The sequence below is a fragment of the Marinobacter manganoxydans MnI7-9 genome, assembly GCF_000235625.1.
Lineage (GTDB): Bacteria > Pseudomonadota > Gammaproteobacteria > Pseudomonadales > Oleiphilaceae > Marinobacter > Marinobacter manganoxydans.
On record NZ_AGTR01000023.1, the window covers coordinates 66,137 to 91,030 of the forward strand.

The window sequence follows — 24,894 nt, forward strand, 5'->3', positions numbered from 1 at the left end:
CTCTAGCTGGCGGGCACCGGCGGCAGCTCGGTGAGCCTGCCAAGCGCCCGGTTTGCCTCCAGGCCATTCCCACCTGTAACCACTTCTAATGCCTGCTTGCGCTCCAGGACGGCCTTTTTGAAGGTTTCCAGCAATTGTGGTTTTCCGACCTGCTTGATCGCGTTGGCCAACTGCTGGCGGGAATCAAACGTGTCCATGCCCCGATCAATCTCACGCCAGTAGCGGCTGGAAATCTCGCCGAGTTGCCGGTCCCGCTCGAGTAGCTTGCTGATAACGGCCTGTTTCTCCCGATCAAGGCGTTCCGCTGTCAAAGCGGAGAGGGTTTCCTCAAAGCTGTTGGAGAATTCCTGAACCGCCTGGTCAATCTCTGCCGGGGAAGCGGAAGGTGACTGCACAACAAACCCCAGGGCCGGTGTTTCAAGCATTTCAAAAGGCGTTGCGTAAACGATGTAGCCCATCTGGCGGGTGGTTCGGATCTCTTCGTAGAACGGGCTGCTGATAATCTGGGCCAGCAGCCGGAATCGGGCCCGTTCCTCAAAGCTGGTGTTGTCTCCCTGCATGTAGAGGGTATAGCCCGTGTCCGGATGGTCCACGTCGATGGAGACGAGGGTTTCATTATCTGGCAGCTGGCGCACCTGGCTTCGTGCTACCCGGACCAGCTCGCTGTTGCCCAGAACAATGGCGTCAATTTGCCGCGCGAGGTTAAGAGTCGAGGCCTCGGTAAGGTTTCCGTGCGCCATCATAACCGGGTCAACCTGTGACAGCAGGGCTTCAGAGAAGGACTGCAGTTCCTCGAAGCTAACTTCCCGGGCGGCTCTCAGCTTGGCGTCGGTGGGCCAGGCGCCTTCGATGAGGGACGTCTGGATAAACTCAGAGGTCTGTTCGACGGGGCGATCCTTGGCCTTGTTCTGCAGGCCGTCAATCAGCTGCTGCCGGGCGATCTCGAAACGTTGTTCGGTCAGTTCCGGTGCAGCCACCTGGAGCAGAATCCGGTTCATCAGGGTATGGAGTTTGTCGTTGTAACCGCCGACCCGGACCGTGATACCCCTGAGATGCGGATAGACGCTGTAATCCAGGCCCGCAAGACTGGCGGAGTAAGCCCAGGCGTTCAGATTGGCATTGATAGCGTCCACCAGCAGCTGAGTGAGCACGTAGCTGCGTGCCGACGCTCGGGTGGCAGGCGTACGAAGGCCCACAAACACGTTGGCTTTCGGGGTATCAAACCGGGTATCCCGGGCAAACCAGACATCCATTCCCTCGATGGTTGCCAGTTGTGTCGGCTGCGCCATGGTTTTTCCGGGCACCATCGCAAGATCTTCCGGCACAAATGGATTCTCCGGTGGCAGGCGCAGCTGGGCAGCGAGTTCTGGCAGGCTCTGGGTCCTCAGTGTTGCCGGGTCGAGTGGTTCCCGGGCCCACGCCGCTTCGTACCAGTCGGTTCGGTTCGGATTTTCAAGTTCAGGCTCCGGTGCCAGAACGAAAGCAAGGAGGTTGTCCGGCGTCAGCCTGTCCAGAATGTCGCGGTACTGTTCCGGCGCGAAGCGCTCAACCAGCCAGGGCGCCCGCAAAACGTCTTCGGCGGGATAGTCCTGGAGGTAACGAGAAAGGCGCATGGCTTCGTGCAGGGGGTTACCCTGTTCGCGGAATCGAAAATCGATGCGAGCCAGGTTCTGCATTTCCAGGAAACGCCGCTCGCTGATGCCTTTCTGTCGAATCTTCTCGATGTAATCGAATACCAGCGGCAGGATGTCCTCATGGCGAGCCAGTCCTTCCGGTGTCAGGGAAATGCTGATTTCGAGGGTGGCGTTCTCGCCGGTATCCATGCCCAGGCCTGCGGAGAGGCTTTCCGCCAGACCGGCCCGTTTCAGAACATCGAACAGGCTGCCCGGGCCCTCGTGGCCGAGCAGGTTGGCCACGTAGCTGGCGGGTTTGGTGCGGTAGTTCGCTTCCTGGGACGGAATAGGGAACGTGAGCGACAGGCTTCGAACGTCCTTCAGTGCTTCTGCTGTGACCTTGGCTGGCAGCTCATCTGAGCGGTACAGGCTGGCGACGTGACGCTTGGTCTCAAGGTTGCGGTTTTCAATGGCATCGAACCGCCCTCGCACCATGGATTCCAGCTCGTCCAGGGTTTGGGGCCCGTAAACCGCCAGGCTCATGATGTTCGAGGAGTAATGCTGCTTCCAGAACTCGATCAGGTCCGGCCGAAGGGGATTTGCTTCCGTATTCTCAAGGGTGCTCAGGTTTCCGACGGCAAAGTGACTGAAGGCGTGATCCGGATTGCTAACGGCCTTCTTGACGGAATAGAAGCGTCGACCATCGTCTTTCTGTTTGGCGCTGAACTCCGAGTGCACAGCGTTGCGCTCACGATCCACCAGTTCTGCGGTAAATAAGGGCGCGGAAAATTGCTGGGCGAACCGATCCAGTGCCGGTTCCAGAAATTCGGCCTGAACATCGAAGAAGTAGTTCGTGTCCTGGAACGCGGTGAAGGCGTTGTGCTGGCCACCGTGGCTCTTAATGAACTGCTGGTACTCGCCAGGATCGGGGTATTTCTCGGTCCCAAGGAACAGCATGTGCTCGAGGAAGTGGGAGAGGCCTTCGCGCTCCGCCGGATCATCTCCGCTACCAACAGCAACGTTCATTGAGGCCGCTGCTTTGTCTGCATCCTCATCAGACACCAGAATGACCTTCAGGCCGTTGTCCAGTTCGATAAACCGGTATTGGTTGTCGTCATTGGGGCTCTTCTCCGGAATCTGCGCTGCAAGAGCAAGGGTGCTGAACAGCAAAAGTATGAGCAGGGAAAACAGGCGTGAGATCGGGTTCTGCATGGAGTTCTTCCTGACGGTACGTGTGTTCATAGGCCCTCTGGGATCCGGAGAAGACGTTTGCGAATCAGTGCATCAGCGCGTTGCGGGTGCTTTCAGGCTGCTGGTCAAGTGTTTTACGTGCCAGGTCGGCGGCTTTCTCACTGTCCAGCTGGCCCGAGGCAATACGCTCGAGAACCGTGGCCATGATGGCGACGGACTGGCGATAATCTGCGAACTCGGCCTGGAAGGCCTTGTCGATGGCCTCGTAGACCGCCTGAATTTTCTCTTCCCGTGAACCAGCGTTATCGGCTGTGTCGTTGATGGCCTTCAGGCAGGCCCGGGCAATCGAAATGTAGCGTTCCGCGTTGGGATTGTCTTTCTGCATAGTAGGGGTTCCGGAGGTCGGTGTTCCTGTGAAAACAAGAGATGCCAAAAGGCGCGATAAGTTCCCGATTATGTCATTGCTGGCGGGCGCTTTCATTGCATTGTGGTAATCCGGAAATTGAGCATGCACGGGGCAATTCCTGTGCTAGTCTCAAAAACATTGTGTCGACGAACCGGACAGGCATGTCCCGCTTGTCGGGTCAGAAATTTAGAGTAATAGCTCTATACAAAACAAAGGCTTACAGAGTAAAAGCTCTAAAAAAGTTCGATACATGAAGGTTGCAATTAAGTACAATGCCGGCGTTTCCGGAAAACTCTAAGACTTTAGTCGTATGGGTGCCGGCATGGATAGACAACAACAGAGCAACAGGCAGGGTGGAAGATTGATGAATTATTTCCTGACGGGTGGCACCGGATTTATTGGCCGTTTCCTGGTGGAGAAGCTTCTGGCACGTGGTGGCACTGTCCACGTACTGGTGCGTGAACAATCCCAGGACAAGCTGGACAAATTGCGTGAGCGCTGGGGCGCGGATGAAACCCAGGTGAAGGCCGTCATAGGCGACCTGACCAGCAAGAATTTGGGCATCGACGCCAAGACGATGAAAGCCCTGAAAGGGAAAATCGACCACTTCTTTCACCTCGCCGCCGTGTACGATATGGGCGCAGATGAAGAAGCCCAGCAGGCGACCAATATCGAGGGCACCCGCGCTGCGGTGAATGCTGCGGAAGCGATGGGCGCCAAGCACTTCCATCACGTTTCTTCCATTGCGGCTGCCGGTCTGTTCAAGGGAATCTTCCGCGAAGACATGTTCGAGGAAGCCGAGAAGCTGGATCATCCGTATCTGCGGACCAAGCACGAATCTGAAAAGGTCGTTCGTGAGGAATGCAAGGTTCCCTTCCGCATCTACCGCCCGGGCATGGTGATTGGGCATACCGCTACCGGTGAAATGGACAAGGTGGATGGCCCCTACTATTTCTTCAAAATGATTCAGAAAATCCGCCACGCGCTGCCCCAGTGGGTTCCGACCATTGGTGTCGAGGGTGGGCGTCTGAACATTGTGCCGGTGGATTTCGTGGTTAACGCCATGGATCACATTGCTCACCTCGAGGGTGAAGACGGCAAGTGCTTCCACCTGGTGGATACCGATCCGTACAAGGTTGGCGAAATTCTCAACATTTTCAGCGAGGCTGGTCACGCACCCCGGATGGGGATGCGGATCGATTCCCGCATGTTCGGCTTTATTCCGCCATTCATTCGCCAGAGCTTGAAGAACCTGCCACCGGTGAAGCGTCTGACGTCGGCCATTCTTGATGACATGGGCATTCCGCCATCCGTGATGTCGTTCATCAATTACCCGACCCGTTTTGACGCCCGCGAAACCGAGCGCGTTCTGAAAGGCACCGGCATTGAAGTGCCCCGCCTGCCGGACTACGCGCCGGTGATCTGGGATTACTGGGAGCGCAATCTGGATCCGGACCTGTTCAAGGACCGCACGCTCAAGGGCACGGTTGAAGGTCGCGTCTGTGTGGTGACCGGTGCTACGTCCGGTATTGGTCTTGCAACTGCCCAGAAACTGGCAGACGCCGGCGCGATCCTCGTGATCGGTGCCCGCAAACTCGAGCGCCTGAAGGAAGTGGCCGCAGAGCTGGAGTCCCGGGGCGCAAGCGTACACGCCTATCCCTGCGATTTTTCCGACATGGATGCCTGCGACGAGTTCGTGAAGACCGTGTTGGATAACCATGGCCAGGTCGACGTGCTGGTTAACAACGCCGGGCGCTCGATTCGCCGTTCACTGGATCTGTCGTTCGACCGCTTCCACGATTTCGAGCGCACCATGCAACTGAACTACTTTGGTTCCGTTCGTCTGATCATGGGCTTTGCGCCCAAGATGCTTGAGAATCGCCGCGGTCACGTGGTCAACATCTCGTCCATCGGTGTGTTGACCAACGCTCCCAGGTTCTCGGCTTACGTGGCTTCCAAATCCGCGCTGGATGCCTTCAGCCGCTGCGCCGCTTCGGAATGGTCGGATCGCAATGTCACGTTCACCACCATTAACATGCCGCTGGTGAAAACGCCGATGATTGCGCCAACCAAGATCTACGATTCTGTCCCCACGCTAACGCCGGACGAGGCTGCGACCATGGTTGCTGATGCCATCGTCTACCGGCCGAAGCGAATCGCTACCCGTTTGGGTATCTTTGCCCAGGTGCTTCATGCCCTGGCGCCCAAGATGGCCGAGATCGTCATGAACACCGGTTACCGGATGTTCCCGGATTCACCGGCCGCCGCTGGTAGCCGTTCCGGGGAGAAGCCGAAGGTGTCCAGCGAGCAGGTGGCTTTCGCCGCCATCATGCGGGGCATCTACTGGTAACGCAGTTGCCCCGAATCGAGTGGGAGGGGGAGTTATTTCCCCCCCCCCCCCATATTAATGGGTTAAAAGAGATTCGCCTCTTTTATAAAGTGTTCTGGGCTAAAGAAAACCAGCCGATAGCCGATGGTTAACATAAGAACAATATAAAAGAAGGGCTATTGATGACTCTCAAGAAACGTCTTTTGCTGACTTTGCTGCTGGTTGGCCTGCTTCCCGTCATTGCCATCTCATTTTTTAACGCCGAAATTGCCCGACAGAGCCTGACGGAACAGGCGTTGCAACGACTCTCTATTGCGGCTACCAATAAGCAGCATAGTGTTGAAGATTATCTCAGCACTATTGCCCGGCAGCTGAAAGCCATGGCCAATAATCGCGGGACCCGAACGGCGGCCCAGGGGTTTGGTTTGGCATTCCAGAATTATGAAAAACTGGTACAAGAGGAGCAGTCGACCTTACGAGAAAACGTCGAGGCTTATTATCAGCAGAATTTTTTGCCACCCTTGCAGCAAAATGGTGGTGCTAACGGACGTTCAGCCTCGGACTTCGTTGCATCCCTCAGCAAAAACAGCCTGGCTCTGCAGATGGGTTACATCGTGGACAACCCGAATCCTGTGGGGCAGAAAGACGAATTGGTATCGGCTGACGTCCATATCGCGCAGTTTTATAACACGCTTCACAAACAGTGGCACACCTCGTTCAAGGAGTTTCAGGAGGCGTTCGGCTACTACGATATTTATCTGATTGATGCCGATACAGGCCATGTTATCTATTCCGTAGCCAAAGAGGTGGATTTTGCTACCTCCCTGAAAGACGGTCCTTACGCGGATTCTGGCCTGGCGGCAGCTTATCGTCAGGCGATGTCTGACGGACAGGATACTGCTCCGACTTTTGTTGATTTTACTCGGTATGTACCGTCCTACGGTGCGCCCGCCGGATTTGTGGCAACCCCCATATATTCCGAAAAAGATGAGCGGCTGGCCGTGCTGGCCTTCCAGTTCCCCATCGACAGCCTGAACAACATCATGATGGAACGAGATGGCATGGGCGAAACCGGGGATGCCTATCTGGTGGGGCCGGATAACCTGATGCGGTCAGACTCCTACCTGGATCCGGAAAACCGCAGTGTTGTCGCTTCCTTTGCCGACCCGGAGAATGGACGCATTAGTTCGACATCGGTGGATGAGGCCCTGGCCGGAAATTCCGGTGAAGGCGTGGTTACGTCCTACCGTGGCGAGCCAGTGTTTTCCGCCCACAGGCCAGTTACCGTAGGCGGGCTGAACTGGGCGCTGGTGGCGGAGATTAGCGAAGACGAGGCCTTGGCGCCGGTGCGTGAAATGTGGACGCTGGCGGCGATAGCCATTGCTATTGTGCTCCTGGCTGTGGCGGCCGTGGCGGTCTGGACCGCAGTGCGGATCATGAAACCCCTCGGCAAAGACCCGTCCGAATTGCAGGCACTGGCGGAACAGGTAGCTGCAGGTAACCTGGTCATTGATTCGTCCGACAGTGACAATGCCACGGGCGTATACGGCTCCATGCTCAAGATGGTGTCAGACCTGAAAGAAGTGATCTTCAAGGTTGAAGAAGCGTCCCAGCGCCAGGCCAGTGCATCTGAACAGTTGTCCGGTACCACCTCGCAGACCCTGGACAGTGTGAATCAGCAGGCAGAGCAGACTGAGCAGGTGGCGTCGGCCATTGAAGAAATGTCCTCTGCCATCAGCGAGGTGTCCCAGAATACCTCGGAATCGGCAGCCGCCGCCCGGCGCACTGATGAGGCGGTCAGCCGCAGCGCCACCGAGGTGGAATCCTCCGCTGAGGACACCCGTGCTATGGCCAGGGAACTGGAGGAAGCAGAAGCCGGCATAGAGGACTTGCGAAAGAATATGGAATCCATCACCAGGGTTCTGGATTCGATAAAGTCCATCGCCGACCAGACTAACTTGCTGGCTCTGAATGCCGCTATTGAAGCGGCCCGGGCCGGTGAACAGGGCAGGGGCTTCGCGGTGGTCGCGGATGAGGTGCGCAGCTTGGCCCAGAACAGCCAGAAGGCGACCGAGGAGATCAGTAGTTCCATCGAAACTCTGGTCAATTCGTCGGAGCGTGCTTCAAAGGTCGTTACCCGTTGCAGCACCCAGGCCAGAGGCATTTCTGAGCGGGCAGGAACCGTAGTATTGCAGCTTCGCGAGGCAGTGGAAGAGGTTGCCCGGATGTCCGGTATGGCGGAGCAGATTGCTACGGCTTCCGAAGAGCAATCAGCCACGGCCGAAGAAGTAACGCGCAACGTATCCACAATTGCTGAAAAGTCCTTGGAGACCAAACAGGCCATGGTCCAGATCTCCGAAGCCAGTGGTGACTTGGCGGAGTTGTCTCATCAGCTCAGGGATTCTCTGTCCCGCTTTAAAGTCAGCTGAGTATGAGGCGTGCCTTCAACACTTAGGCCTGGCACACAGAAAAAAACCCGCTGCGGCGGGTTTTTTTATGGCGGTTATTCGGTCTCTTCGGGGATCACCGGAGGCGGAAAGCCGCCCAGTTCTTTCCAGCGATTCACAATGCCACAGAACAGGTCTGCGGTTTTTTCCGCGTCATAGGCGGCGGAATGGGCTTCCTTGTTGCTGAACGGAATGCCCGCGAGTTTGCAGGCCTGGGCCAGAACCGTGTGGCCATAGGCCAGGCCGGCCAGCGTGGCGGTATCGAAGGTTGAGAAAGGATGGAACGGGTTACGACGGATGTCGGCCCGCAGCGCGGCTGCAAAGATGAAGTTATGGTCAAAGGTGGCATTGTGGCCCACCAGGACGGCTCGCTTGCAATCGTGGTTCTTCACCGCCTTGCGAATGGGGCTGAAGATCTCGCTGAGTCCTTCCCGCTCGGGTACCGCTTCTCGCTCCGGATTCCACGGATCAATACCCGTGAAATCAAGCGCGGACTGCTCCAGATTCGCGCCTTCGAAAGGATCGATCTGCTGAACGTGGGTTTCAGCGCGCCGCACCCAGCCATCGTCGTCCATGGTCAGTATCACTGCCGCCACTTCCAGCAGGGCGTCCCGCTCGGGATTGAAGCCAGCGGTTTCCACGTCGACTACAACAGGCAGAAACCCGCGAAAGCGGCGGGACATGGGATGCGGTGGTTTGTTTTCGTCAGTCACTCAAGCTCCGGTCTTGGCCGTGTGTGAGAAGGAATAAGTCAGGTTTACGCCAGTTTCCAGTGAACGGTTTCACCAGCCTTGAGGGGCACGATGGTTCCGTCAGCCAGCGGCAGCTCTGCCGGCATGGTCCAGGGGTCACGAATCAGGGTGATGGTATCGGTATTCCGCGGTAGGCCATAGAAATCCGGCCCGTTGAAACTGGCGAATGCTTCAAGTTTATCCAGGATGCCAAGCTCTTCGAAAATGTCCGCATACAGGCCGATTGCGCCGTAAGCCGAGTAACAGCCAGCGCAACCGCAGGCTGCCTCTTTGCGATCCTTCGAATGAGGGGCGGAATCCGTGCCCAGGAAAAAGCGTTTGTCGCCGCTGGCCACCGCGTCCCTGAGCGCCTGTTGATGGCGGTTACGCTTTAGGATTGGCAGGCAATAGAGATGCGGTCGAATGCCGCCTACCAGCATGTGGTTGCGGTTATACATCAGGTGCTGGGGCGTCAGAGTCGCACCGAGGTTGTCACCGGTGTGCTGCCGGACAAACTCTGCGGAATCGGCCGTGGTGATATGTTCCAGTACAACCTTCAGGTTCGGGAAAGCCTCGAGAGTGGGTGCCAGGACACGCTCCAGAAATACCTTTTCCCGGTCGAAAATATCGATATCGGCATCGGTTACCTCTCCGTGTACCAGCAGCAGCATGCCACAATCGGCCATGGCCTCCAGAACCGGATAGATGTTACGGATATCCTTCACCCCCGAGTCGGAATTGGTCGTTGCCCCGGCCGGGTAAAGCTTGGCAGCCACAACGCCGGCAGCCCTGGCATCCCGGATGGTCTGCGCCGTCATGCTCTCGGTCAGATACAGCGTCATCAACGGCTCGAACTCGGTGCCATTGGCAGCCGCCAGAATGCGCTCCCGGTAGGCTGTGGCATCGGCTGCGGTTGTCACCGGCGGTACCAGGTTGGGCATGATGATGGCGCGAGCGAAGCAGGCGGCCGTAGCCGGTACCACGTCGTTGAGAATGTCGCCGTCCCGTACGTGAAGGTGCCAGTCGTCGGGGCGTGTGAGCGTGAGCTTGTCTGTCATGGCGTTTGTCCGAAATACCTTTGGCGGGGCGAGCTTGTGCCCGGTTCTCTGGGAGCCGAAAAAATTTGGCGAATTATACCAGAAGGCGCGGGTGATTGTTTTCCGGTTGGTGGCTAAAGAACTTCCGGCTCAGGCCGTTAAACAGTCTGACTCTGCTAACTCCGGACACTGATGGCTAGCTCTATGGGATTTCGCCCCGGACAACTCCTGAATACTCTGCTGGTTGCCACGTTGCCCGTGGTGCTTCTGCCGGCAACCGCGCAGGCTGCCAGCTATGGCGCCGGAATCGAGAACAGCCAGTGGTATCTCGCCGAGTCGGTATTTGAATGCCGGCTGGTGCACGAAGTTCCCGGCTACGGTCGGGCGGTGTTCAATCATCGCGCCGGTGAAAGTCTCAGCTTTTTCCTGGAGTCTGATTCCGCATTGATGCGACCAGGGCGCGGCAGCCTTGTGGTCGAGGCACCGGCCTGGCGTCCGGGTGTGGCGCCGAAGCCCCTGGGAACGGTCAATGTCTCGGATGATCGCCGTCAGGTCTCGCTGGATACCCGTCAGGCGTTCGTGGTCGCCCATGGACTTCTGGACGGGATGCGCCCGACGGTAACCAGGGAATCGTGGTTTGATGGCCGCCCGGTGCGGGTTCAGGTCTCCAACATTAACTTCGCCGGCGAGTACCAGCGTTATCAGCGCTGTACGTCCAATCTACTGCCGGTAAACTTTGATCAGATCCAGCGCTCGAGGGTGCCCTTTGCCAGCGGCAGCACGCAATTATCCGATGCCGACAGGCAACTACTGGATAACATCGTGGCCTATGTGAACGCAGATTCCACGGTTGAGCGGATTTTCGTGGATGGTCATAGTGACAGTATTGGAAGCCGGATCGACAACCGTGCGCTTTCCGAAGATCGCGCCAATGTGGTGGCCGACTACCTCAAGGCGAGCGGTATTGATGAAAACATGATTACCGTTCGGGCTCACGGCGACCAGTACCCGGTATCCAACCGGCCCGCAGATAACCGGCGCACCAATATCCGCCTGCAACGGGCCGGTGACCGCCGGGAACTGCAGCAGGCTAACGGTTATGGCGGCGAACCCAGGGGCTGATTGGCGTCAGTAAACCGAATCCAGTACTTCCAGGTGGGCATTGACGCTTTCCGCCAGGGCCCGCAGATGGTACCCGCCCTCCAGGGTTGAAATGATCCGGTCATTGCTGTGCTCACTGGCGACACCCACAATCATTTCCGTTAGCCAGCGATAATCTTCCGTATCCAGATTCAGTTCTGCCATCGGATCCAGCCGGTGGGCATCAAAACCCGCCGAAATCAGGATCAACTGCGGTTTGAATTCATTCAGGCGCTTCAGCCATCCCGCCTCCACCTGCTTCCGGTACTCTTCAGACGAACAGTTTGCCTCAATCGGAATATTCACGATGTTGTCGGCCTGCCGGTGCACATGGGAGTGCGGGTAGAAGGGATGCTGGAAGCTTGAGCACATCAGGATACGCTCGTCGCCACTGACAATGTCTACGGTGCCATTGCCCTGGTGCACGTCGAAATCGATGATCGCGACCCGCTCCAAATGATGAAAGGTGAGGGCGCGCATCGCGGCGAGGGCAACGTTGTTGTAAAAACAGAACCCCATGGATTTCGCCCGCTCGGCATGGTGCCCGGGCGGCCGGGCACACACAAACGCGTTGGTAACCTGGCTGCTCATGACCATATCCACGGCCTGGATATTGGCACCAGCTGCCAGACGAGCGGCTCGAAGGGTGTCGGGCATCATGGCCGTGTCCGGGTCGGTAAACACGCGGCCGCGGGTCGGTTGCATCAGGTCCAGTTGATGGAGATATTTTTCCGGATGCACCATCAGAAGCTGATCACGGGTGATTTCTTCCGGCCGCACCCAGTCCAGCTTCTGGTCCAGGCCAGTATCAGCAAGGTAGCTGATGATGGCCGCCAGCCGCTCAGGGCTTTCCGGATGTTCCGGCCCCATGTTGTGTTTCATGAAGTCATCGTGGGAAAAGAATGCCGTGGTCATACGTCTCGGACTGCCTTCGATATGCTTATATTTTCTTCAAGCTTATCAGGGAAAACTGCACGATGCCGTGTTTCTTTGGTCTTATAACGGCGATAGTCATTTCACATCGGGGTATCAAGGCCTAAGATAAGAGTTACACTCATAAGTAACCTGTTTTATTACATTTATTTCCCAACGGTCTGCCGGCCGCATACAAAGGAGAGTCAGCTTGAGCACCCGGTATCTGGAGAGCCTGTTTAATCCCGCGTCCATTGCGGTGATCGGTGCGTCGGAGCGGGCAGACAACCTTGGCGGTATGGTGTTGCGGAACCTGATGGGGGGCGGTTATCCCGGCCGGTTACTGGTGGTGAACCAGAACGATTACGACAACGTGCACGGGGTGCCCTGCGTCAAGAAAGTCTCGAAAATGGAATTTTCCCCGGACCTGGCAATCATCTGTACGCCGCCGGATACCGTGGCCAAGACCATCAAGCGGCTGGGGGAGGCCGGGGTGCGCACTGCGATCGTTATGACCGGTGGCATGTCTCGTACTCACAGTAAAACCGGCCAGCCCCTGATGTATTCCGTTCGTGAAGCGGCCCGGGAAACCGGAATCCGGGTACTGGGCCCCAACACCATCGGACTGATGGTCCCCGCCCGCAGCCTGAACGCTACCTACGCCCATATGGGCGCCATCCCTGGCCGGGTTGCCTTCGTTGGCCAGTCCGGCACCATCGCCAGTTCTGTCATAGACTGGGCATTCGCCCGTGGTGTGGGGTTTTCCTACTTCCTGACCCTGGGCGATGGCATGGATATCGATCACGACGACCTGATCGACTACCTGGCGCAGGATACACAGACCCGTGCGATTCTCCTGCACATCGAAAACATTCCCAATGCCCGCCGCTTCATGTCGGCGGTGCGGGTGGCGTCCCGCACCAAGCCGGTGATTGCGGTGAAGTCCGGGCGTGTACCGGAGTCGGAGTGGTTTCCCCACGACCTTCCTGATGGCCTGAAACGCAGCGATCCGATTTACGACGCCATGCTTCAGAGGGCAGGTGTGCTCCGGGTGGATGGCCTTGGCCAGATGTTTGATGCGCTCGAGACATTGACGCGGATGCGTCCCTTGCGCCGCGAAACCCTGGCGATCATGGCCAATGGGGTCGGCCCCGGGGTGTTGGCCGTGGACCGGTTGGCGGATCTTGGTGGTGAACTGGCAGAGCTGTCGAAATCCAGCATTGAGAACCTGGCCGAGCTGCTGCCACCTTACTGGACCCGCAAAAACCCCATTGACCTTAACTACGATGCCTCGCCGGAACTTTACGGCCAGGCCATCAAGATCCTGGCCAAAGACCCGGAAGTGGCCAACGTTCTGGTGATGTATGCCCCGAGCCTGACCGAGGACAGCCTCCAGATTGCGGACGCAGTGGTGCAGGCCTCCAAAGGCACACGTCTGAATGTGTTCACCTGCTGGCTCGGCCAGAGTACGGTCATGGATGCTCGGGAAGAGTTTTACCGGGCCGGGCTGCCGTCGTTCTTCAATCCCGAAAAAGCCGTGATGGCATTCATGCAACATGTTCGTCACCAGCGGGTTCAGCGGCTGCTTACGGAAACGCCGGAATCCTTTACCGACCACTTTGCAGACCGCACCCATACCCGTCATGTGGTCAACAGGGCCCTTCGGGCAGGTCGGTATCACCTGTCGAACCGGGAAGCGCGGGATCTGGTGCGGGACTACGGGATCAGCACCATCGAAACCATGTACTGCGACGATATGGAAGAGGTGCTGGAGGTGTTTGCGGTTGAGCGGCGCCCCATCGACATCACCATCATTCATGAGCAGGCGTGCCATCCTTTTTTGGACCTGAGTCCGACCCAGCGTCGTTACAAGGGTACGGTCCAGAAACTGAACAGCGAGGCGGCCATCATGGATTCGTGCCGCTACCTGATGGAGGAATACAAGAGCCATTTCCCGGAAAGTGGATTTCTCGGGTTTGCGGTTCAGCGTTCCTACCAGCACGTGGGTGGGATCGAGTTCAGTGTCGGCATTACCCGGGACGCATTGTTTGGGCCCCTGGTGGTTTGCGGTGCAGCTGGCGCCCAGATCAACGTGATGACCGATCGTCAGATCGCACTGCCGCCATTGAACATGGTGTTGGCCCGTGAGCTTCTGCGCCGTACCTACATGTACAAGCTGCTGAAAGAACACAGCCTGAAGCCGGAGGAGGATATCCGCGCGGTGTCCGAGACCCTGGTCACCCTCTCACAGATCGTCATCGACATCCCGGAAATCAAGGGGCTTGAGATCTCGCCCTTGCTGTTCAACGAGCAGGGGGCCGTGGCAGTCAATATTGCCATCAATCTGGCCGACAAGCCGGGGCGGCCGATTATTCAGCCTTACCCGCGGGAACTGGAGGAATGGATTGTTTTGCCCAAATCCGGGCGCCGGGTCATCATTCGACCGGTACTGGCGGAAGATGAGCCTGCCCACCGGGCGTTCCATGAGTTGCAGTCGCCGGAATCCATTCGTTACCGGTTCTTCCAGTATCGCAAGCATTTCTCTCGCGAAGACGTAGCCCAGATGGTGCAAATCGATTACGACCGGGAGATGGTTTTTATTGCCAACGCGCCCAGGGAAGACGGGGAAGGCGAGGAAACCCTCGGAACCGTGCGCACCTGGACCGATGCCGATAACCTGCAATGCGAGTTCGCGGTCATGGTGCACGATAAAATGAAGGGCGAAGGCCTCGGCGTTGCCCTGATGCAAAAGATGATCGATTACTGTCGGGCCAGGGGTACCGTGGAAATGGTGGGCAATGTGCTGCCGGATAATCGTCCCATGTTGCAGCTGGCGGAACATCTGGGCTTTGAAATCAAGTTCAATACCGAAGAGGAAGTGATGGATCTGCGGCTGGTCCTGAACGAACCGGAAAAAGACTGGCAGAGAGAGCGGCTGGGAAAGAGCGCCCACTGAAGAGCGCAAGGGAGGCCGGGTCAGATAAAGCGGGTATCTGACCCGGATTTACGGCACTACTCTTCGACAATCGCAGAGCGATCTTCGCCGCCGAGCGCTTCCAGGAGCCCTGGAATCAGCCGGGACAGCTCAAGGGTCATGAGCGTGAAAGCCGCATCAAACTTGGCAGCGTGGTCGTCCACGTCGACATCGTCCAGTTGATCCTGAAGTGTTTCGCCGAACTTGAGGCGACGGATGCCCAGTTCTTCATCCAGCACAAAGGAGACGTTGTCGTCCCAGGTCAGGGACAGCTTGGTCACCTGCATGCCCGCATCCAGATGGTTGCGGATTTCATCGGCTTTCAGGTCCAGGCCTTTGCAGCGAACCACGCCGCCATCTTCAGACGGATCCTTGAGTTCGCATTCAGTGCCCAGAACCACCTTGCCAGGCAGGTCGATGGATTCGTTCAGCCAACCGGTAAAGGTGAAAGCAGGTGCCTGTTCCACCGCGGGTGGACGAACCGGCAGCGATCCGAGGCTCTTGCGCAGAGTCGAGGCCAGATCTTCCGCCTGCTTGGCGGAACCCGCGTCCACCACCAGAACACCGTCCTGGGGGGCGAGGTAGGCAAAGGAGCGGCGGTTCTTGGAGAAGGCCTGGGGCAGCATCTCCAGCATTACCTGTTCCTTGATTTCGTCCTTTTCTTTGCGCCGGACCTTCCGGCCCTGCTCGAACTCGATGGCTTCGGCCTTCTCCTCAACCGCTTCTTTCACCACCGGGCCGGGAAGAATCTTTTCCTCCTTGCGCAGGGCAATCAGGTGATAGCCGTTGGCACTGTGAACCAGCTGTTCGCCATGCTTGCCCAGGGGCGGAACCCAGCCCTGGCGGCTGGTTTCCTGAGGTCCGCAGGGCTTGAAGGCATCGGCCTGGAGCTTGTCTTCCAGCTCTTCGGCAGAGATATCAAAGGGTTTGGTAAATCGGAATACGCGGGCGTTGCGAAACCACATCAGGGCTGGTCCTTGTCTTTCATATTTGCATGATCTCTACGAGTACGGTTTTAACGATAAAGCCCACAACGCCGGCGCCCAGCACCGTAAATAGTGCGATGGTGCCGAACTTGCCGGCCTGGGATTTCTTGGCCAGATCCCAGACGATGACACCCATCCAGACAATCAGGCCGGTCAGAAACACCAGCATGGCGATCTGGGAAAACATTGCTTCGTTCATTGCTGACTCCGATTTCAACGTGGATTACTGTTCATCCCGCAGGAAAACCCAGTTGTTCTTATCGGATTGGTCTTCGCTGAAGTAATAGCCTTCGAGGTTGAATCCCTTGAGGTCGTCGGCCTGGGTAATGCGGTTCTGAATGGCAAACCGACACATCAGCCCCCGGGCTTTCTTGGCATAAAAGCTGATCATCTTGTACTGACCATTCTTCCAGTCCTTGAATTGGGGGGTAATCAGCCGGCCTTCAAGGTCTTTCTTCTTTACGCTTTTGAAATACTCGTTGGAGGCGAGGTTGACCAGCACGCCGTCGTCATCCGCAAGCAGCCGGTTGATCTCCTCTGTGATCTTGCTGCCCCAGAAGGCATACAGATCCTTGCCACGGTTATTCTCGAACCGGGTACCCATTTCCAGGCGGTAGGGCTGCATCAGGTCCAGCGGTTTCAGGACGCCATACAGACCGGAAAGCATGCGCAGATGCTGTTGGGCAAAGTCGAAGTCCTGTTCACTGAAGCTCTCGGCGTCCAGGCCGGTGTACACGTCACCTTTGAAAGCCAGCACAGCCTGCCGGGCATTCTCGGGGGTAAACGGCGTGTGCCAGTTCTGGAAGCGCTCGGCGTTCAGCTGCCCAAGCTTGTCGCTGATGCTCATCAGATTGCTGATCTGGTGCGGCTCCAGCGTTTTAAGCTGGTCGACCAGCTCGCAGGCATCCTCAAGGAATTCCGGCTGAGTATAGGTACTGGTCGCCAGCGGACTCTCGTAATCCAGCGTTTTGGCAGGGGAAATAACCATCAACATGTCAGGCAATCCTCATTGCAGGAATGTAAGTAAGTCATCCCTGGTAAAAGGCCAGTCCAGTTCCACACCGGTATCGTTGCGTCGGAGCACCGGTATCCGGGTACCGTAGCGCTCTACCAGTTCTTCGGACTGGGCAATGTCCACCACGTCTACCGGGATCGGCTCCGGCATGGGCGTGCTTACAAGCAGGGCTTCGGCCAGTTCGCACAGGTGGCACTGAGAGGTTGTGTAAAAAAGCAGTTCCATTATTTCGGTTGTGCGTCCAGTTTCTGGCCGTTGACGCCTTGGCTGTCCTTGCCCATGAGATACAGGTAAATCGGCATCAGGTCCTCTGGTGCCGGATTTTGCTGTGGATTCTCCGCCGGATAGGCGTGGGCTCTCATGTTGGTACGGGTCGCGCCGGGGTTCAGACTGTTTACCCGGACATTGTGACGCTCGTCGTCCAGTTCTTCGGACAGCAACTGGCTCAGGCCCTCTACGGCAAACTTGGAGACGGCATAGGCGCCCCAGTAGGCTTTTGCTTTGCGGCCGACACCAGAGGAGGTGAAGATCACCGAGGCGTCGTCGGATTTGCGAAGCAGGGGAATCATTGCCCGGCTTAGCAGGAACGGCGCCGTTGCGTTCACGTGCATGACCTTGTTCCAGGTTTCCGGGTCATAAAGCTCCACGGGACTGCGGTCGCCCAGAATTGCCGCGTTGTGCAGCAAACCATCCAGTTGGCCGAAGTTGTCTTCCAGCGTCATGGCCAGTTCTTCGTAATCCTTCACCGCCGCGCCCTCAAAGTTCATGGGTACGATGGCAGGCTTGGGGTGCCCGGCGGCCTCGATTTCGTCGTAGACCGTCTCAAGCTTGCTGACGGTTCGGCCAACAAGTACGACGGTCGCACCGTGGGCGGCATAGGCCTTCGCCGCAGCCCGGCCAATGCCGCTGCCGGCACCCGTCACCATAACGATACGGTCTTTCAGAAGATCGGCGGGTGCTTGGTAATCATGCATAACCTGTCTCCGTGTCAGGCTGTTACCGGTTGAACACCGGATCCTAAAATTGATGCTCTATTGTAACAGCTTTGCCAGATCCGTGACGGTGTCTGCAATAAGATCCGCTTGCCACAGGTCAATGGCTTCCGGCTGTTCGATATAGCCATAGCGGACCGCGATGGTCTTCATTCCGGCATTGCGACCGGCCTCGATGTCCCGTTCGTGGTCGCCCACATAAATCCCTGAACCGGGCTCGGTCCCCATTTGCTGGCAGGCCAGAAGCAGGGACTCGGGATGAGGTTTGCGCTGCGCGACATGATCAGGGCATACCAGGGCTGCGCATCGGTCCGCCAGATTCAGGGCCTCAATGAGCGGCACCGCAAAACGGGCGGGCTTGTTGGTGACAATGCCCCAAAGGATACCTTGCTCCTCAAGGGCTTTGAGGAGCTCGTCCATACCTTCGAACAGGGTGGTTTCCACTGCCACGCCGGCCTCGTAGAGGTCCAGGAACGCGGTGTGTTTTTCCAGGTATTCCGGATGTTCCGGTTCCAGGCCGAAGCCGACCCGGATCATGGCGCGCGCGCCATTCGAGACCGAGCGTCGGATATGCTCGTGGGGAAGGGCGGGGAGCCCGTGCTGTTCCCGTAACTGATTAAGGCACCGGATAAAGTCCGGTGCGGTGTCAATCAGCGTTCCATCCAGATCAAACAGGACCGTGGAGGCTCGATGCGTGGTTTCAGGCTTCACGAATATCCCTGGCATGCATCAGATAGTTGACGTCCACGTCCCGTCCGAGCTTGTATACCTTGGTGACGGGGTTATAGGTCATCCCCGTAAGCTCACGGACTTCCAGCCCTGCGTGGCGAAGATGGTCGGACATTTCCGATGGCCGGATAAATTTCTTCCATTCGTGGGTGCCTTTGGGTAGCAACCTGAGCACGTACTCCGCCCCAACAATCGCAAAAAGAAACGATTTCGGGTTCCGGTTGATGGTTGATACAAACAGATGGCCGCCCGGTTTCAGCATGGCGGCACAGGACCTCACCACTGATGCGGGGTCCGGTACATGCTCAAGCATTTCCAGGCAGGTAACCACGTCGTACTGGCCCGCGTGTTCGCTGTCCTCGGCCAGTTCCTCGATGGTGATCTGGCGATAATCCACATTCACGCCGCTCTCCATGCCATGCAGCCGCGCGACGGCCAGCGGAGCCTCGCCCATGTCGATACCGGTAACGTGGGCGCCTCGCTGGGCCATGCCCTCCGACAGCAAGCCACCACCGCAGCCGACATCCAGAGCGCGCTTTCCGGCCAGGGAAACCCGCTCATCGATGTAGTTCAGCCGCAGGGGATTAATATCATGCAGTGGCTTGAATTCGCTCGAGGGATCCCACCAGCGGCTGGCAAGGGCCTCGAATTTGGCGATCTCGTTCCGGTCTACGTTCTGGTTTGTCATGGTTGGTTCTGCCTGGTGAATCAATAGGAAATCAGTTAGTCAGCCTTTGTGCGGATTCGCCCGGCCCAGTCCTCAACTCGAAGCATGAGATCGGCAACGTCAATGCGGGTAAGCCGGCCATCCTGTACTTGTGGTACGCCGTTAATCCAGCTGTGGCTTACTGATCGACCATGGTTGCTGTATACGAGGTGCGAAGCCGGGTCGTAGACCGGCTGCAAAAACGGGTCGCTCAGGTCAATGGCAATGATGTCCGCCAGCTTGCCCTCGGCCAGAGAACCCAGTTCATGGTCCCGCCCCAGAGCCCTTGCCCCGTTGATGGTGGCCATCTGTAGGGCCTTGTGCGCCGACAGCGCCGAGGCATCATTGGCCACTACTTTGGCCATCATGGCGGCAGTCCGAAGTTCCCCGAACAGATCGAGGTCGTTGTTGCTGGCGGCGCCGTCGGTGCCTATGGCAACGTTGATCCCGCTATCGAGGAGTTCCTGCACCGGACAAAGGCCGCTGGCCAGCTTCAGATTCGATTCCGGGCAGTGGATAACATGGGCGCCCGTTTGTTTAAGCAAGCTGATATCGCTGGCATCGATCTGGGTCATATGGACGCACTGGGTCTCTGGGCGGAGCAGGCCGAGATCCGCCAGCCGGGCTGTCGGCCGTTGACCCAGCTTTTCAGTAGCCTCGGCCACTTCGAATGCCGTTTCGTGCAGGTGGATCTGGATGGCTGCGCCGGTCTTTTCGGAGAGCCGGACGGCTTCAATCATCGGGCCGTCGGACACAGTGTAGGGTGCATGGGGGCCAATGGCCGGCATGATGTAGCAATCGTTTTTCCAGCTGTCGATAAAGTCGGCGCCCTTGCTCAGGTATTCCTCGGGTCCGGCACCCCACGGCGTCGGGAAGTCGAGCAGCGGAAAACAGACTTGCGCACGAATGCCCGTATCGTGCGCCATCTGAGCCGCAATTTCCGGGAAGAAATACATGTCAGAAAACGTGGTGGTTCCCGTACGCAGCATCTCGGCCATGGCCAGTTGGGTGCCATCGGCAATGAACTGCTCGCTGATAAAGCGACCTTCGGCCGGCCAGATATGGTCATTCAGCCAGGTCATCAGCGGAAGATCGTCTGCCATGCCCCTGAACAGGCTCATGGCCGCGTGGCCGTGCATGTTGATCAGGCCGGGCATGACGACGTGGTTCGGAAGATCAACGGTTTCCCGGGTTCTGAACGATCTGTCCGCCTGTTCCTGGGGAATGACTGCGGCAAGGCGGTCACCCTGGATAATCACTGCATAATGCTCAAGTACCGTGCCTGCCGGCTCAATCGGGATCAGCCAGCGCGCGTTGATGCGAATATCGGCTGCGGTGATAGTGTCTGCCGTCATTTATCCTGCCTTACAGCGCATGGCGCGGAGCTTCCACACCTTGAAAATGTAGCCCGGAAGTATAACCGTTATACTGGCAGTTTTCAGCGCTGAAAAACCGGAGCAGTCTTCTATGACAACAACCCCGAAACCCTCCCAAGAACGGGCCATTGGCACCGTTGCGATTCGCTGGCACGGCAGCAGTCTTGAGCTGCTGGATCAACGCCTGCTGCCGGGAGAGGAGCACTGGATAACGCTGGAAGGCGCTGCCGGTGTAGCGCAGAGTATCCGGGATATGGTGGTTCGGGGCGCTCCTGCAATCGGCATCAGTGCAGCCTACGGGGTGGCCCTTGCTGCCAGACATGCCGGTGGCGGGGACTGGAAGGCCGAAATCAAACAGGCCATTCGCGAGCTTGCAGCTTCACGTCCGACCGCAGTAAACCTGTTCTGGGCGCTGCAGCGCATGGAAAGGATTTTCCATGCGTGCCATTCGCTGGACGAAGCGGTAAAACGCCTGGCCTCGGAGGCCCGGGCCATACATGAGGAAGACCTGGCCGCCAACTTTGCCATGGCGGACCATGCCCTTGAGTTTATCGGAGCAGAGGCACCGTTTTCGGTGCTGACCCATTGCAATACCGGTGCATTGGCCACCGGGGGCTACGGTACGGCACTGGGCGTTGTTCGTCGTCTCCATGAGGAAAAGCTGCTGGCAGACGTCTATGCCGACGAGACTCGCCCCTGGCTTCAGGGTGGCCGGTTGACGGCCTGGGAACTTTCACGCGACGGCATTCCCGTCACGTTGAATGCCGATGGTGCCGCTGCCGCCATCATGGCCCGGAAAGACGTACGCTGGGTGATCGTCGGCGCGGATCGAATAACTGCCAATGGTGATGTGGTCAACAAGATCGGCACCTACAGCCTGGCGGTTCTGGCCCGCCATCACAAAGTGGGCTTCATGGTGGTCGCGCCTTCAAGCACGGTGGACATGGCCACGGCGTCAGGGGCAGATGTGGCCATTGAGGAGCGCGACGGCATTGAGATCCGGGAGATACGCGGTATCGGGTTGGCGCCGGAAGGCATCAACGTATTCAATCCGGTCTTTGACGTGACACCGGCAAGCCTGATCGACGCGATCGTTACTGAAAAGGGCGTGGTGCATAACCCGAATATAACCGGTATGCAGGCGTTATTTGGTTGACGGTGGGGTGCGCTCCGGCTGCTTCTTTTTGGCGGCAGGCTTGTCAGGTGACCTTTTCACGTCGGGGTGCTTTTCCTCGTAGGTGGCCCTGAGTTCGGCCACCTGCCGTTCCTGCTCCTCAATAAAGTGCAGGGACATTTCAAAGCTTTGACGGGTGAACTCCAGCACTTTCTGGAAACCTTCATCCGAGAGCGTGCGAGCGTCATCATGCCGGCGGAAGATGTTGATAAACTCCCGCTCCCGCTCAAATTGCAGGGGCAGTCTCGCCACGCCCCAGTCATTCAGAATCTGCCAGACTTCGGGATTGTAGTTGCGCGTGGTGCGCATGATGAACGGGATGGGATCGTTTCTGGCAATGAGGGCTGCCAGACGTAGTATCAGTTCGAAGGACAGGGTGGTGGTGCCGTTCTCTATAGCCTCCAGGACGGACTTGTCCCGCAGGTTAAGGGCCTCGCTCATTTCAGATACGGTGAGGCCGGCCACTTCGCGGATGTCTTTGAGAGACTGACCTGCTGTGAGCATTGCCCGCAGCTGATCCTGGGAATTGATCAGTGCCCGGCCCACCCGAAGAGACGTATCCGTCGCCTTGACCCCGAAGCGGAGCGCAGACCCGGTAAGGCTTGCCAGGCGGTCGATCAGGCCTTCCGGCGTTCGTTCCTGAGCCGCCGGTTTCTCCAACCCTTCCACTTCCTCCAGGGAGCGCATGGCATGTAGCGCGTCCAGTAGCATGTCTTGCAACATCCGTGCTTTCTGGTGGCTATCCTGTCCGCCTGCGTCCTGCTCAGTCATGAGACTTGGAGCTGCCTGTTCAACGTGTCACTGCGGCGGCCGGAGACTGTGCCGCAAATTGCTGGGGATCCAGGATCGATGCCATGCGGTTATCAAGGTCCAGCATGTCGGCCATGATATGTCCACCTTCCCGTATCACGAAATCCAGCTCCTCATCGGTGGAATTCAGGTCCGCCGCCTGCTGGTCTTGCCAGTCTTCAAGGTCTTCCAGCGACTCGAACGGTGTCTGGCCTTTCAGTTCACGACGGGCATTTGCGATCGTGAGCCGTGTGCGTTCAATCTGTTCGTGCTCAGCGCGGCGTTCTTCCAGGTTGAGGCTGACGCTGTCGGTGGCGCGCTGTTTGGTCAGGAAGTCGATCTCCTGCTGCAGCAGGCTGAATTCAGGGTTGGTTGAGAACCGTTCTTCGTGCCGCTTGCGAAGCTCATCGATAATGCCGCTGAAATCGAAGTAGCGTGTATGCGGCACTGCCTCGATCTGGTCCCAGGGCAGGGCATGATCCAGGGCGTCCTCACCGATGCGGGTCTTGTCGATACGAGAAGGAATCTCGATGTCCGGGATAACCCCTTTGTGTTGCGTGGAGCCGCCGGATACCCGGTAGAACTTGGACTGTGTGATCTTGAGTTGTCCGTGGTTCAGGGGACGCACAGCCTGAACGGTGCCCTTGCCAAAGGTCTGGGAGCCGACAACCAGTCCGCGGCCATAGTCCTGGATGGCACCGGCGAAAATTTCGGACGCTGACGCACTCATGCGGTTGGTGAGTACTACCAGAGGCCCGTCGTAGGCCACGGAAGGATCCTCGTCATTGAGTACCTGCACATCGTTATTGGCGTTGCGAATCTGAACGGTGGGGCCCTTGTCAATAAACAGGCCGACCAGATCATTGGCTTCGTGCAGCGCACCACCGCCGTTGTTTCGCAAATCCATCACCAGGCCGTCAACGCCGTCGGCTTCGAGCTCAGTTATCAGGTTGCGGACATCGCGGGTCGTGCTCTTGTAATTCGGGTCACCAGCCTGCATAGCCTGGAAATCCGCATAGAACGTGGGGATGGTAATGACGCCAATCGTATATTCCTTGCCGCCACGTTCAAGACGTATGGTGTCCTTGCTGGCGCTCTGCTCTTCCAGCTTTACTTCATCGCGTTTGATGGCGATGGTCTCGGTAATGGTCTCGTCGGAGGCATTGGCCGGAATCACTTCCAGTGTGACGGTCGAATTGCGCGGCCCACGAATCAGATCCACCACTTCGTCCAGACGCCAACCGATCACATTCACCGGTTTTTCGTCCTCCTGTGAGACAGAAACAATGCGATCTGCGGGCTCAAGCTGACCCTGCTTGGAGGCGGGCCCGCCGGGTACCAGTCTCACCACCTTGGTGTATTCGTTGTCCGACTGAAGCACAGCACCGATGCCTTCCAGTGAAAGGCTCATGTTGATATTGAAGTTTTCTGAGGTGCGCGGCGAAAAGTAGGACGTGTGCGGGTCCCAGATGCCGGTAAACGCATTCATATAGGCCTGGAAGGCATCTTCACTGCGGGCTTGGTACGCGCGCTTCAACTGGCCTTCGTAGCGGCGGCGCAGGGTTTCAACGATGGCTTCGTCTTCTGCCCCGTTCAGGCGCTGAGCCAGCACCGCATTTTTAATGCGCTTGACCCAGAGATCGTCCAGGGCCTCGGCGTTCGATTCCCAGTCCGCTTTCGAGCGGTCGACCAGAATACTTTCGTTGGCCGAGAAATCCAGCGTGTCGATGCCCTTGTCGATTGTTTCCAGAGCAAACTGGAGGCGCTCGATAATCCGTTGCTGAACCAGATTGTAAATATCGAATCCGGGCTGAAGCTGACCTGTTTTCAGGGCAGAGCCGAGTTGAGTGCGGATTTTGTCGAACTTCGCAATGTCGTCCTGCGAAAGATAGATTCTCTGCCCGTCGAGGTAATCCAGGTAGGCATCAAACACATCTCCGGAGAGTTCATCGCTGATTCCGAGGTCCCGGAAGTGGGTAAACTGCAGTTGACGGGCGATCAGGATATTGGCTCGCGCCTGATCAATCGTCGGTGCAACTGGCTCGTACACGTCTGGAGTTTCAACGTTCGCATGAAGCCCCAGTGGCGCAGACAGCAGCAATGCTACAGTCATTGCCTTGCACACCCCGAACCGAACAGATCCGGCCGAAGAGCGACGAGCCATAATTCTTTCCGCGATGGTCATAAATGCTTACCCGACGGTGTTGGTAGCCCCTCGGTTTGCGAGGGAGTGTCTACCCGTGACTTATTAAATTTATTGTAGGCAAGCACTACACCCGATGCCATAGGCAGGGCGTATCGGATCGTGACAATCTGTCCATGAAGACGCCACGTTCGTAACTGAGGG

20 protein-coding genes are annotated in these 24,894 nt (G+C 57.6%); 5 read left to right on the forward strand and 15 right to left on the reverse strand.

Going from position 1 to position 24,894, the window contains the following annotated elements; all coding sequences use genetic code 11:
* Window positions 1–2: 2 nt before the first annotated feature.
* Together KYE_RS05945 and KYE_RS05950 are read right to left on the reverse strand one after the other, a co-directional pair.
* A complete protein-coding gene (locus KYE_RS05945) occupies window positions 3–2,825 on the reverse strand; it encodes an insulinase family protein (RefSeq protein WP_008171425.1) in 2,823 nt (940 codons plus the stop codon).
* A gap of 64 nt (window positions 2,826–2,889) precedes the next feature.
* On the reverse strand, window positions 2,890–3,189 hold the full coding sequence (locus KYE_RS05950; protein WP_008171428.1) for a hypothetical protein: 300 nt from the start codon (window positions 3,187–3,189) through the stop codon (window positions 2,890–2,892).
* A 385-nt stretch (window positions 3,190–3,574) separates the two neighbouring features.
* Between KYE_RS05950 and KYE_RS05955 the strand changes: the two genes are divergently transcribed.
* On the forward strand, window positions 3,575–5,560 hold the full coding sequence (locus tag KYE_RS05955) for an SDR family oxidoreductase (RefSeq protein ID WP_008171430.1): 1,986 nt from the start codon (window positions 3,575–3,577) through the stop codon (window positions 5,558–5,560).
* 161 nt (window positions 5,561–5,721) lie between these two features.
* Window positions 5,722–7,968: a methyl-accepting chemotaxis protein gene (locus KYE_RS05960; RefSeq protein ID WP_008171433.1), complete on the forward strand. Its 2,247-nt coding sequence runs from the start codon at window positions 5,722–5,724 to the stop codon at window positions 7,966–7,968.
* 74 nt (window positions 7,969–8,042) lie between these two features.
* On the opposite strand, the gene rnt is transcribed toward KYE_RS05960, so the two are convergent.
* Window positions 8,043–8,699: a ribonuclease T gene (gene rnt / locus KYE_RS05965; RefSeq protein WP_075267700.1), complete on the reverse strand. Its 657-nt coding sequence runs from the start codon at window positions 8,697–8,699 to the stop codon at window positions 8,043–8,045.
* 44 nt (window positions 8,700–8,743) lie between these two features.
* Entirely contained in the window at window positions 8,744–9,775 is a 1,032-nt protein-coding gene (gene pyrC, locus KYE_RS05970; protein WP_008171436.1) for a dihydroorotase, read from the reverse strand.
* A gap of 183 nt (window positions 9,776–9,958) precedes the next feature.
* Between pyrC and KYE_RS05975 the strand changes: the two genes are divergently transcribed.
* Complete coding sequence (locus KYE_RS05975) at window positions 9,959–10,876, forward strand: flagellar protein MotY (RefSeq protein ID WP_008171438.1); 918 nt, start codon at window positions 9,959–9,961, stop codon at window positions 10,874–10,876.
* Between the two features lie 6 nt (window positions 10,877–10,882).
* Here KYE_RS05975 and KYE_RS05980 read toward each other — a convergent pair whose 3' ends face one another.
* Window positions 10,883–11,809 (reverse strand): histone deacetylase family protein, encoded by a 927-nt coding sequence (locus KYE_RS05980; RefSeq protein WP_008171440.1) that lies wholly within the window; start codon window positions 11,807–11,809, stop codon window positions 10,883–10,885.
* A 208-nt stretch (window positions 11,810–12,017) separates the two neighbouring features.
* Between KYE_RS05980 and KYE_RS05985 the strand changes: the two genes are divergently transcribed.
* Window positions 12,018–14,762, forward strand: a complete 2,745-nt coding sequence (locus KYE_RS05985) for a GNAT family N-acetyltransferase (protein ID WP_008171442.1) — start codon at window positions 12,018–12,020, stop codon at window positions 14,760–14,762.
* Between the two features lie 56 nt (window positions 14,763–14,818).
* Here KYE_RS05985 and rdgC read toward each other — a convergent pair whose 3' ends face one another.
* Genes rdgC through KYE_RS06025 form a run of 8 tightly spaced genes read right to left on the reverse strand, consistent with a single transcriptional unit; the run spans window position 14,819 to window position 20,563 of the window.
* Window positions 14,819–15,745 carry a recombination-associated protein RdgC gene (rdgC, locus tag KYE_RS05990; RefSeq protein WP_008171444.1) on the reverse strand — a complete coding sequence of 309 codons (927 nt, stop codon included), beginning with the start codon at window positions 15,743–15,745 and terminating at the stop codon, window positions 14,819–14,821.
* A gap of 19 nt (window positions 15,746–15,764) precedes the next feature.
* Complete coding sequence (locus tag KYE_RS05995) at window positions 15,765–15,965, reverse strand: DUF2788 domain-containing protein (protein WP_008171445.1); 201 nt, start codon at window positions 15,963–15,965, stop codon at window positions 15,765–15,767.
* A 24-nt stretch (window positions 15,966–15,989) separates the two neighbouring features.
* The gene (yaaA, locus tag KYE_RS06000; protein ID WP_008171447.1) at window positions 15,990–16,760 is read right to left on the reverse strand and encodes a peroxide stress protein YaaA; all 771 of its coding nucleotides are present in this window, start codon (window positions 16,758–16,760) and stop codon (window positions 15,990–15,992) included.
* 12 nt (window positions 16,761–16,772) lie between these two features.
* Window positions 16,773–17,006: a glutaredoxin family protein gene (locus KYE_RS06005; protein WP_008171448.1), complete on the reverse strand. Its 234-nt coding sequence runs from the start codon at window positions 17,004–17,006 to the stop codon at window positions 16,773–16,775.
* A complete protein-coding gene (locus KYE_RS06010) occupies window positions 17,006–17,755 on the reverse strand; it encodes a YciK family oxidoreductase (protein WP_008171450.1) in 750 nt (249 codons plus the stop codon). The genes KYE_RS06005 and KYE_RS06010 overlap by 1 nt, the downstream gene beginning before the upstream one ends.
* 57 nt (window positions 17,756–17,812) lie before the next feature.
* Window positions 17,813–18,484, reverse strand: a complete 672-nt coding sequence (gph, locus tag KYE_RS06015) for a phosphoglycolate phosphatase (RefSeq protein WP_008171452.1) — start codon at window positions 18,482–18,484, stop codon at window positions 17,813–17,815.
* Entirely contained in the window at window positions 18,474–19,190 is a 717-nt protein-coding gene (gene ubiG / locus KYE_RS06020; protein ID WP_008171454.1) for a bifunctional 2-polyprenyl-6-hydroxyphenol methylase/3-demethylubiquinol 3-O-methyltransferase UbiG, read from the reverse strand. Before ubiG ends, gph begins: the two co-directional genes overlap by 11 nt.
* A 35-nt stretch (window positions 19,191–19,225) precedes the next feature.
* Complete coding sequence (locus tag KYE_RS06025) at window positions 19,226–20,563, reverse strand: TRZ/ATZ family hydrolase (protein WP_008171456.1); 1,338 nt, start codon at window positions 20,561–20,563, stop codon at window positions 19,226–19,228.
* Window positions 20,564–20,675: 112 nt separating this feature from the next.
* Between KYE_RS06025 and mtnA the strand changes: the two genes are divergently transcribed.
* Window positions 20,676–21,740, forward strand: a complete 1,065-nt coding sequence (gene mtnA / locus KYE_RS06030) for an S-methyl-5-thioribose-1-phosphate isomerase (protein WP_008171458.1) — start codon at window positions 20,676–20,678, stop codon at window positions 21,738–21,740.
* Here mtnA and KYE_RS06035 read toward each other — a convergent pair.
* Complete coding sequence (locus tag KYE_RS06035) at window positions 21,729–22,529, reverse strand: helix-turn-helix domain-containing protein (protein WP_039881881.1); 801 nt, start codon at window positions 22,527–22,529, stop codon at window positions 21,729–21,731. The two genes, mtnA and KYE_RS06035, sit on opposite strands and share 12 nt — an antisense overlap.
* 19 nt (window positions 22,530–22,548) lie before the next feature.
* Window positions 22,549–24,732 (reverse strand): carboxy terminal-processing peptidase, encoded by a 2,184-nt coding sequence (locus tag KYE_RS06040; protein ID WP_008171462.1) that lies wholly within the window; start codon window positions 24,730–24,732, stop codon window positions 22,549–22,551.
* Window positions 24,733–24,894: the final 162 nt, after the last annotated feature.

Bases quoted from the DNA above. Each gene is read 5' to 3' on its own strand.
- KYE_RS05945 (WP_008171425.1), bottom strand. From the start codon at position 2,825: ATGCAGAACCCGATCTCACGCCTGTTTTCCCTGCTCATACTTTTGCTG.
- KYE_RS05950 (WP_008171428.1), bottom strand. From the start codon at position 3,189: ATGCAGAAAGACAATCCCAACGCGGAACGCTACATTTCGATTGCCCGG.
- KYE_RS05955 (WP_008171430.1), top strand. From the start codon at position 3,575: ATGAATTATTTCCTGACGGGTGGCACCGGATTTATTGGCCGTTTCCTG.
- KYE_RS05960 (WP_008171433.1), top strand. From the start codon at position 5,722: ATGACTCTCAAGAAACGTCTTTTGCTGACTTTGCTGCTGGTTGGCCTG.
- pyrC (WP_008171436.1), bottom strand. From the start codon at position 9,775: ATGACAGACAAGCTCACGCTCACACGCCCCGACGACTGGCACCTTCAC.
- KYE_RS05975 (WP_008171438.1), top strand. From the start codon at position 9,959: ATGGGATTTCGCCCCGGACAACTCCTGAATACTCTGCTGGTTGCCACG.
- KYE_RS05980 (WP_008171440.1), bottom strand. From the start codon at position 11,809: ATGACCACGGCATTCTTTTCCCACGATGACTTCATGAAACACAACATG.
- rdgC (WP_008171444.1), bottom strand. From the start codon at position 15,745: ATGTGGTTTCGCAACGCCCGCGTATTCCGATTTACCAAACCCTTTGAT.
- KYE_RS05995 (WP_008171445.1), bottom strand. From the start codon at position 15,965: ATGAACGAAGCAATGTTTTCCCAGATCGCCATGCTGGTGTTTCTGACC.
- yaaA (WP_008171447.1), bottom strand. From the start codon at position 16,760: ATGTTGATGGTTATTTCCCCTGCCAAAACGCTGGATTACGAGAGTCCG.
- KYE_RS06005 (WP_008171448.1), bottom strand. From the start codon at position 17,006: ATGGAACTGCTTTTTTACACAACCTCTCAGTGCCACCTGTGCGAACTG.
- KYE_RS06010 (WP_008171450.1), bottom strand. From the start codon at position 17,755: ATGCATGATTACCAAGCACCCGCCGATCTTCTGAAAGACCGTATCGTT.
- ubiG (WP_008171454.1), bottom strand. From the start codon at position 19,190: ATGACAAACCAGAACGTAGACCGGAACGAGATCGCCAAATTCGAGGCC.
- KYE_RS06025 (WP_008171456.1), bottom strand. From the start codon at position 20,563: ATGACGGCAGACACTATCACCGCAGCCGATATTCGCATCAACGCGCGC.
- mtnA (WP_008171458.1), top strand. From the start codon at position 20,676: ATGACAACAACCCCGAAACCCTCCCAAGAACGGGCCATTGGCACCGTT.
- KYE_RS06035 (WP_039881881.1), bottom strand. From the start codon at position 22,529: ATGACTGAGCAGGACGCAGGCGGACAGGATAGCCACCAGAAAGCACGG.
- KYE_RS06040 (WP_008171462.1), bottom strand. From the start codon at position 24,732: ATGACCATCGCGGAAAGAATTATGGCTCGTCGCTCTTCGGCCGGATCT.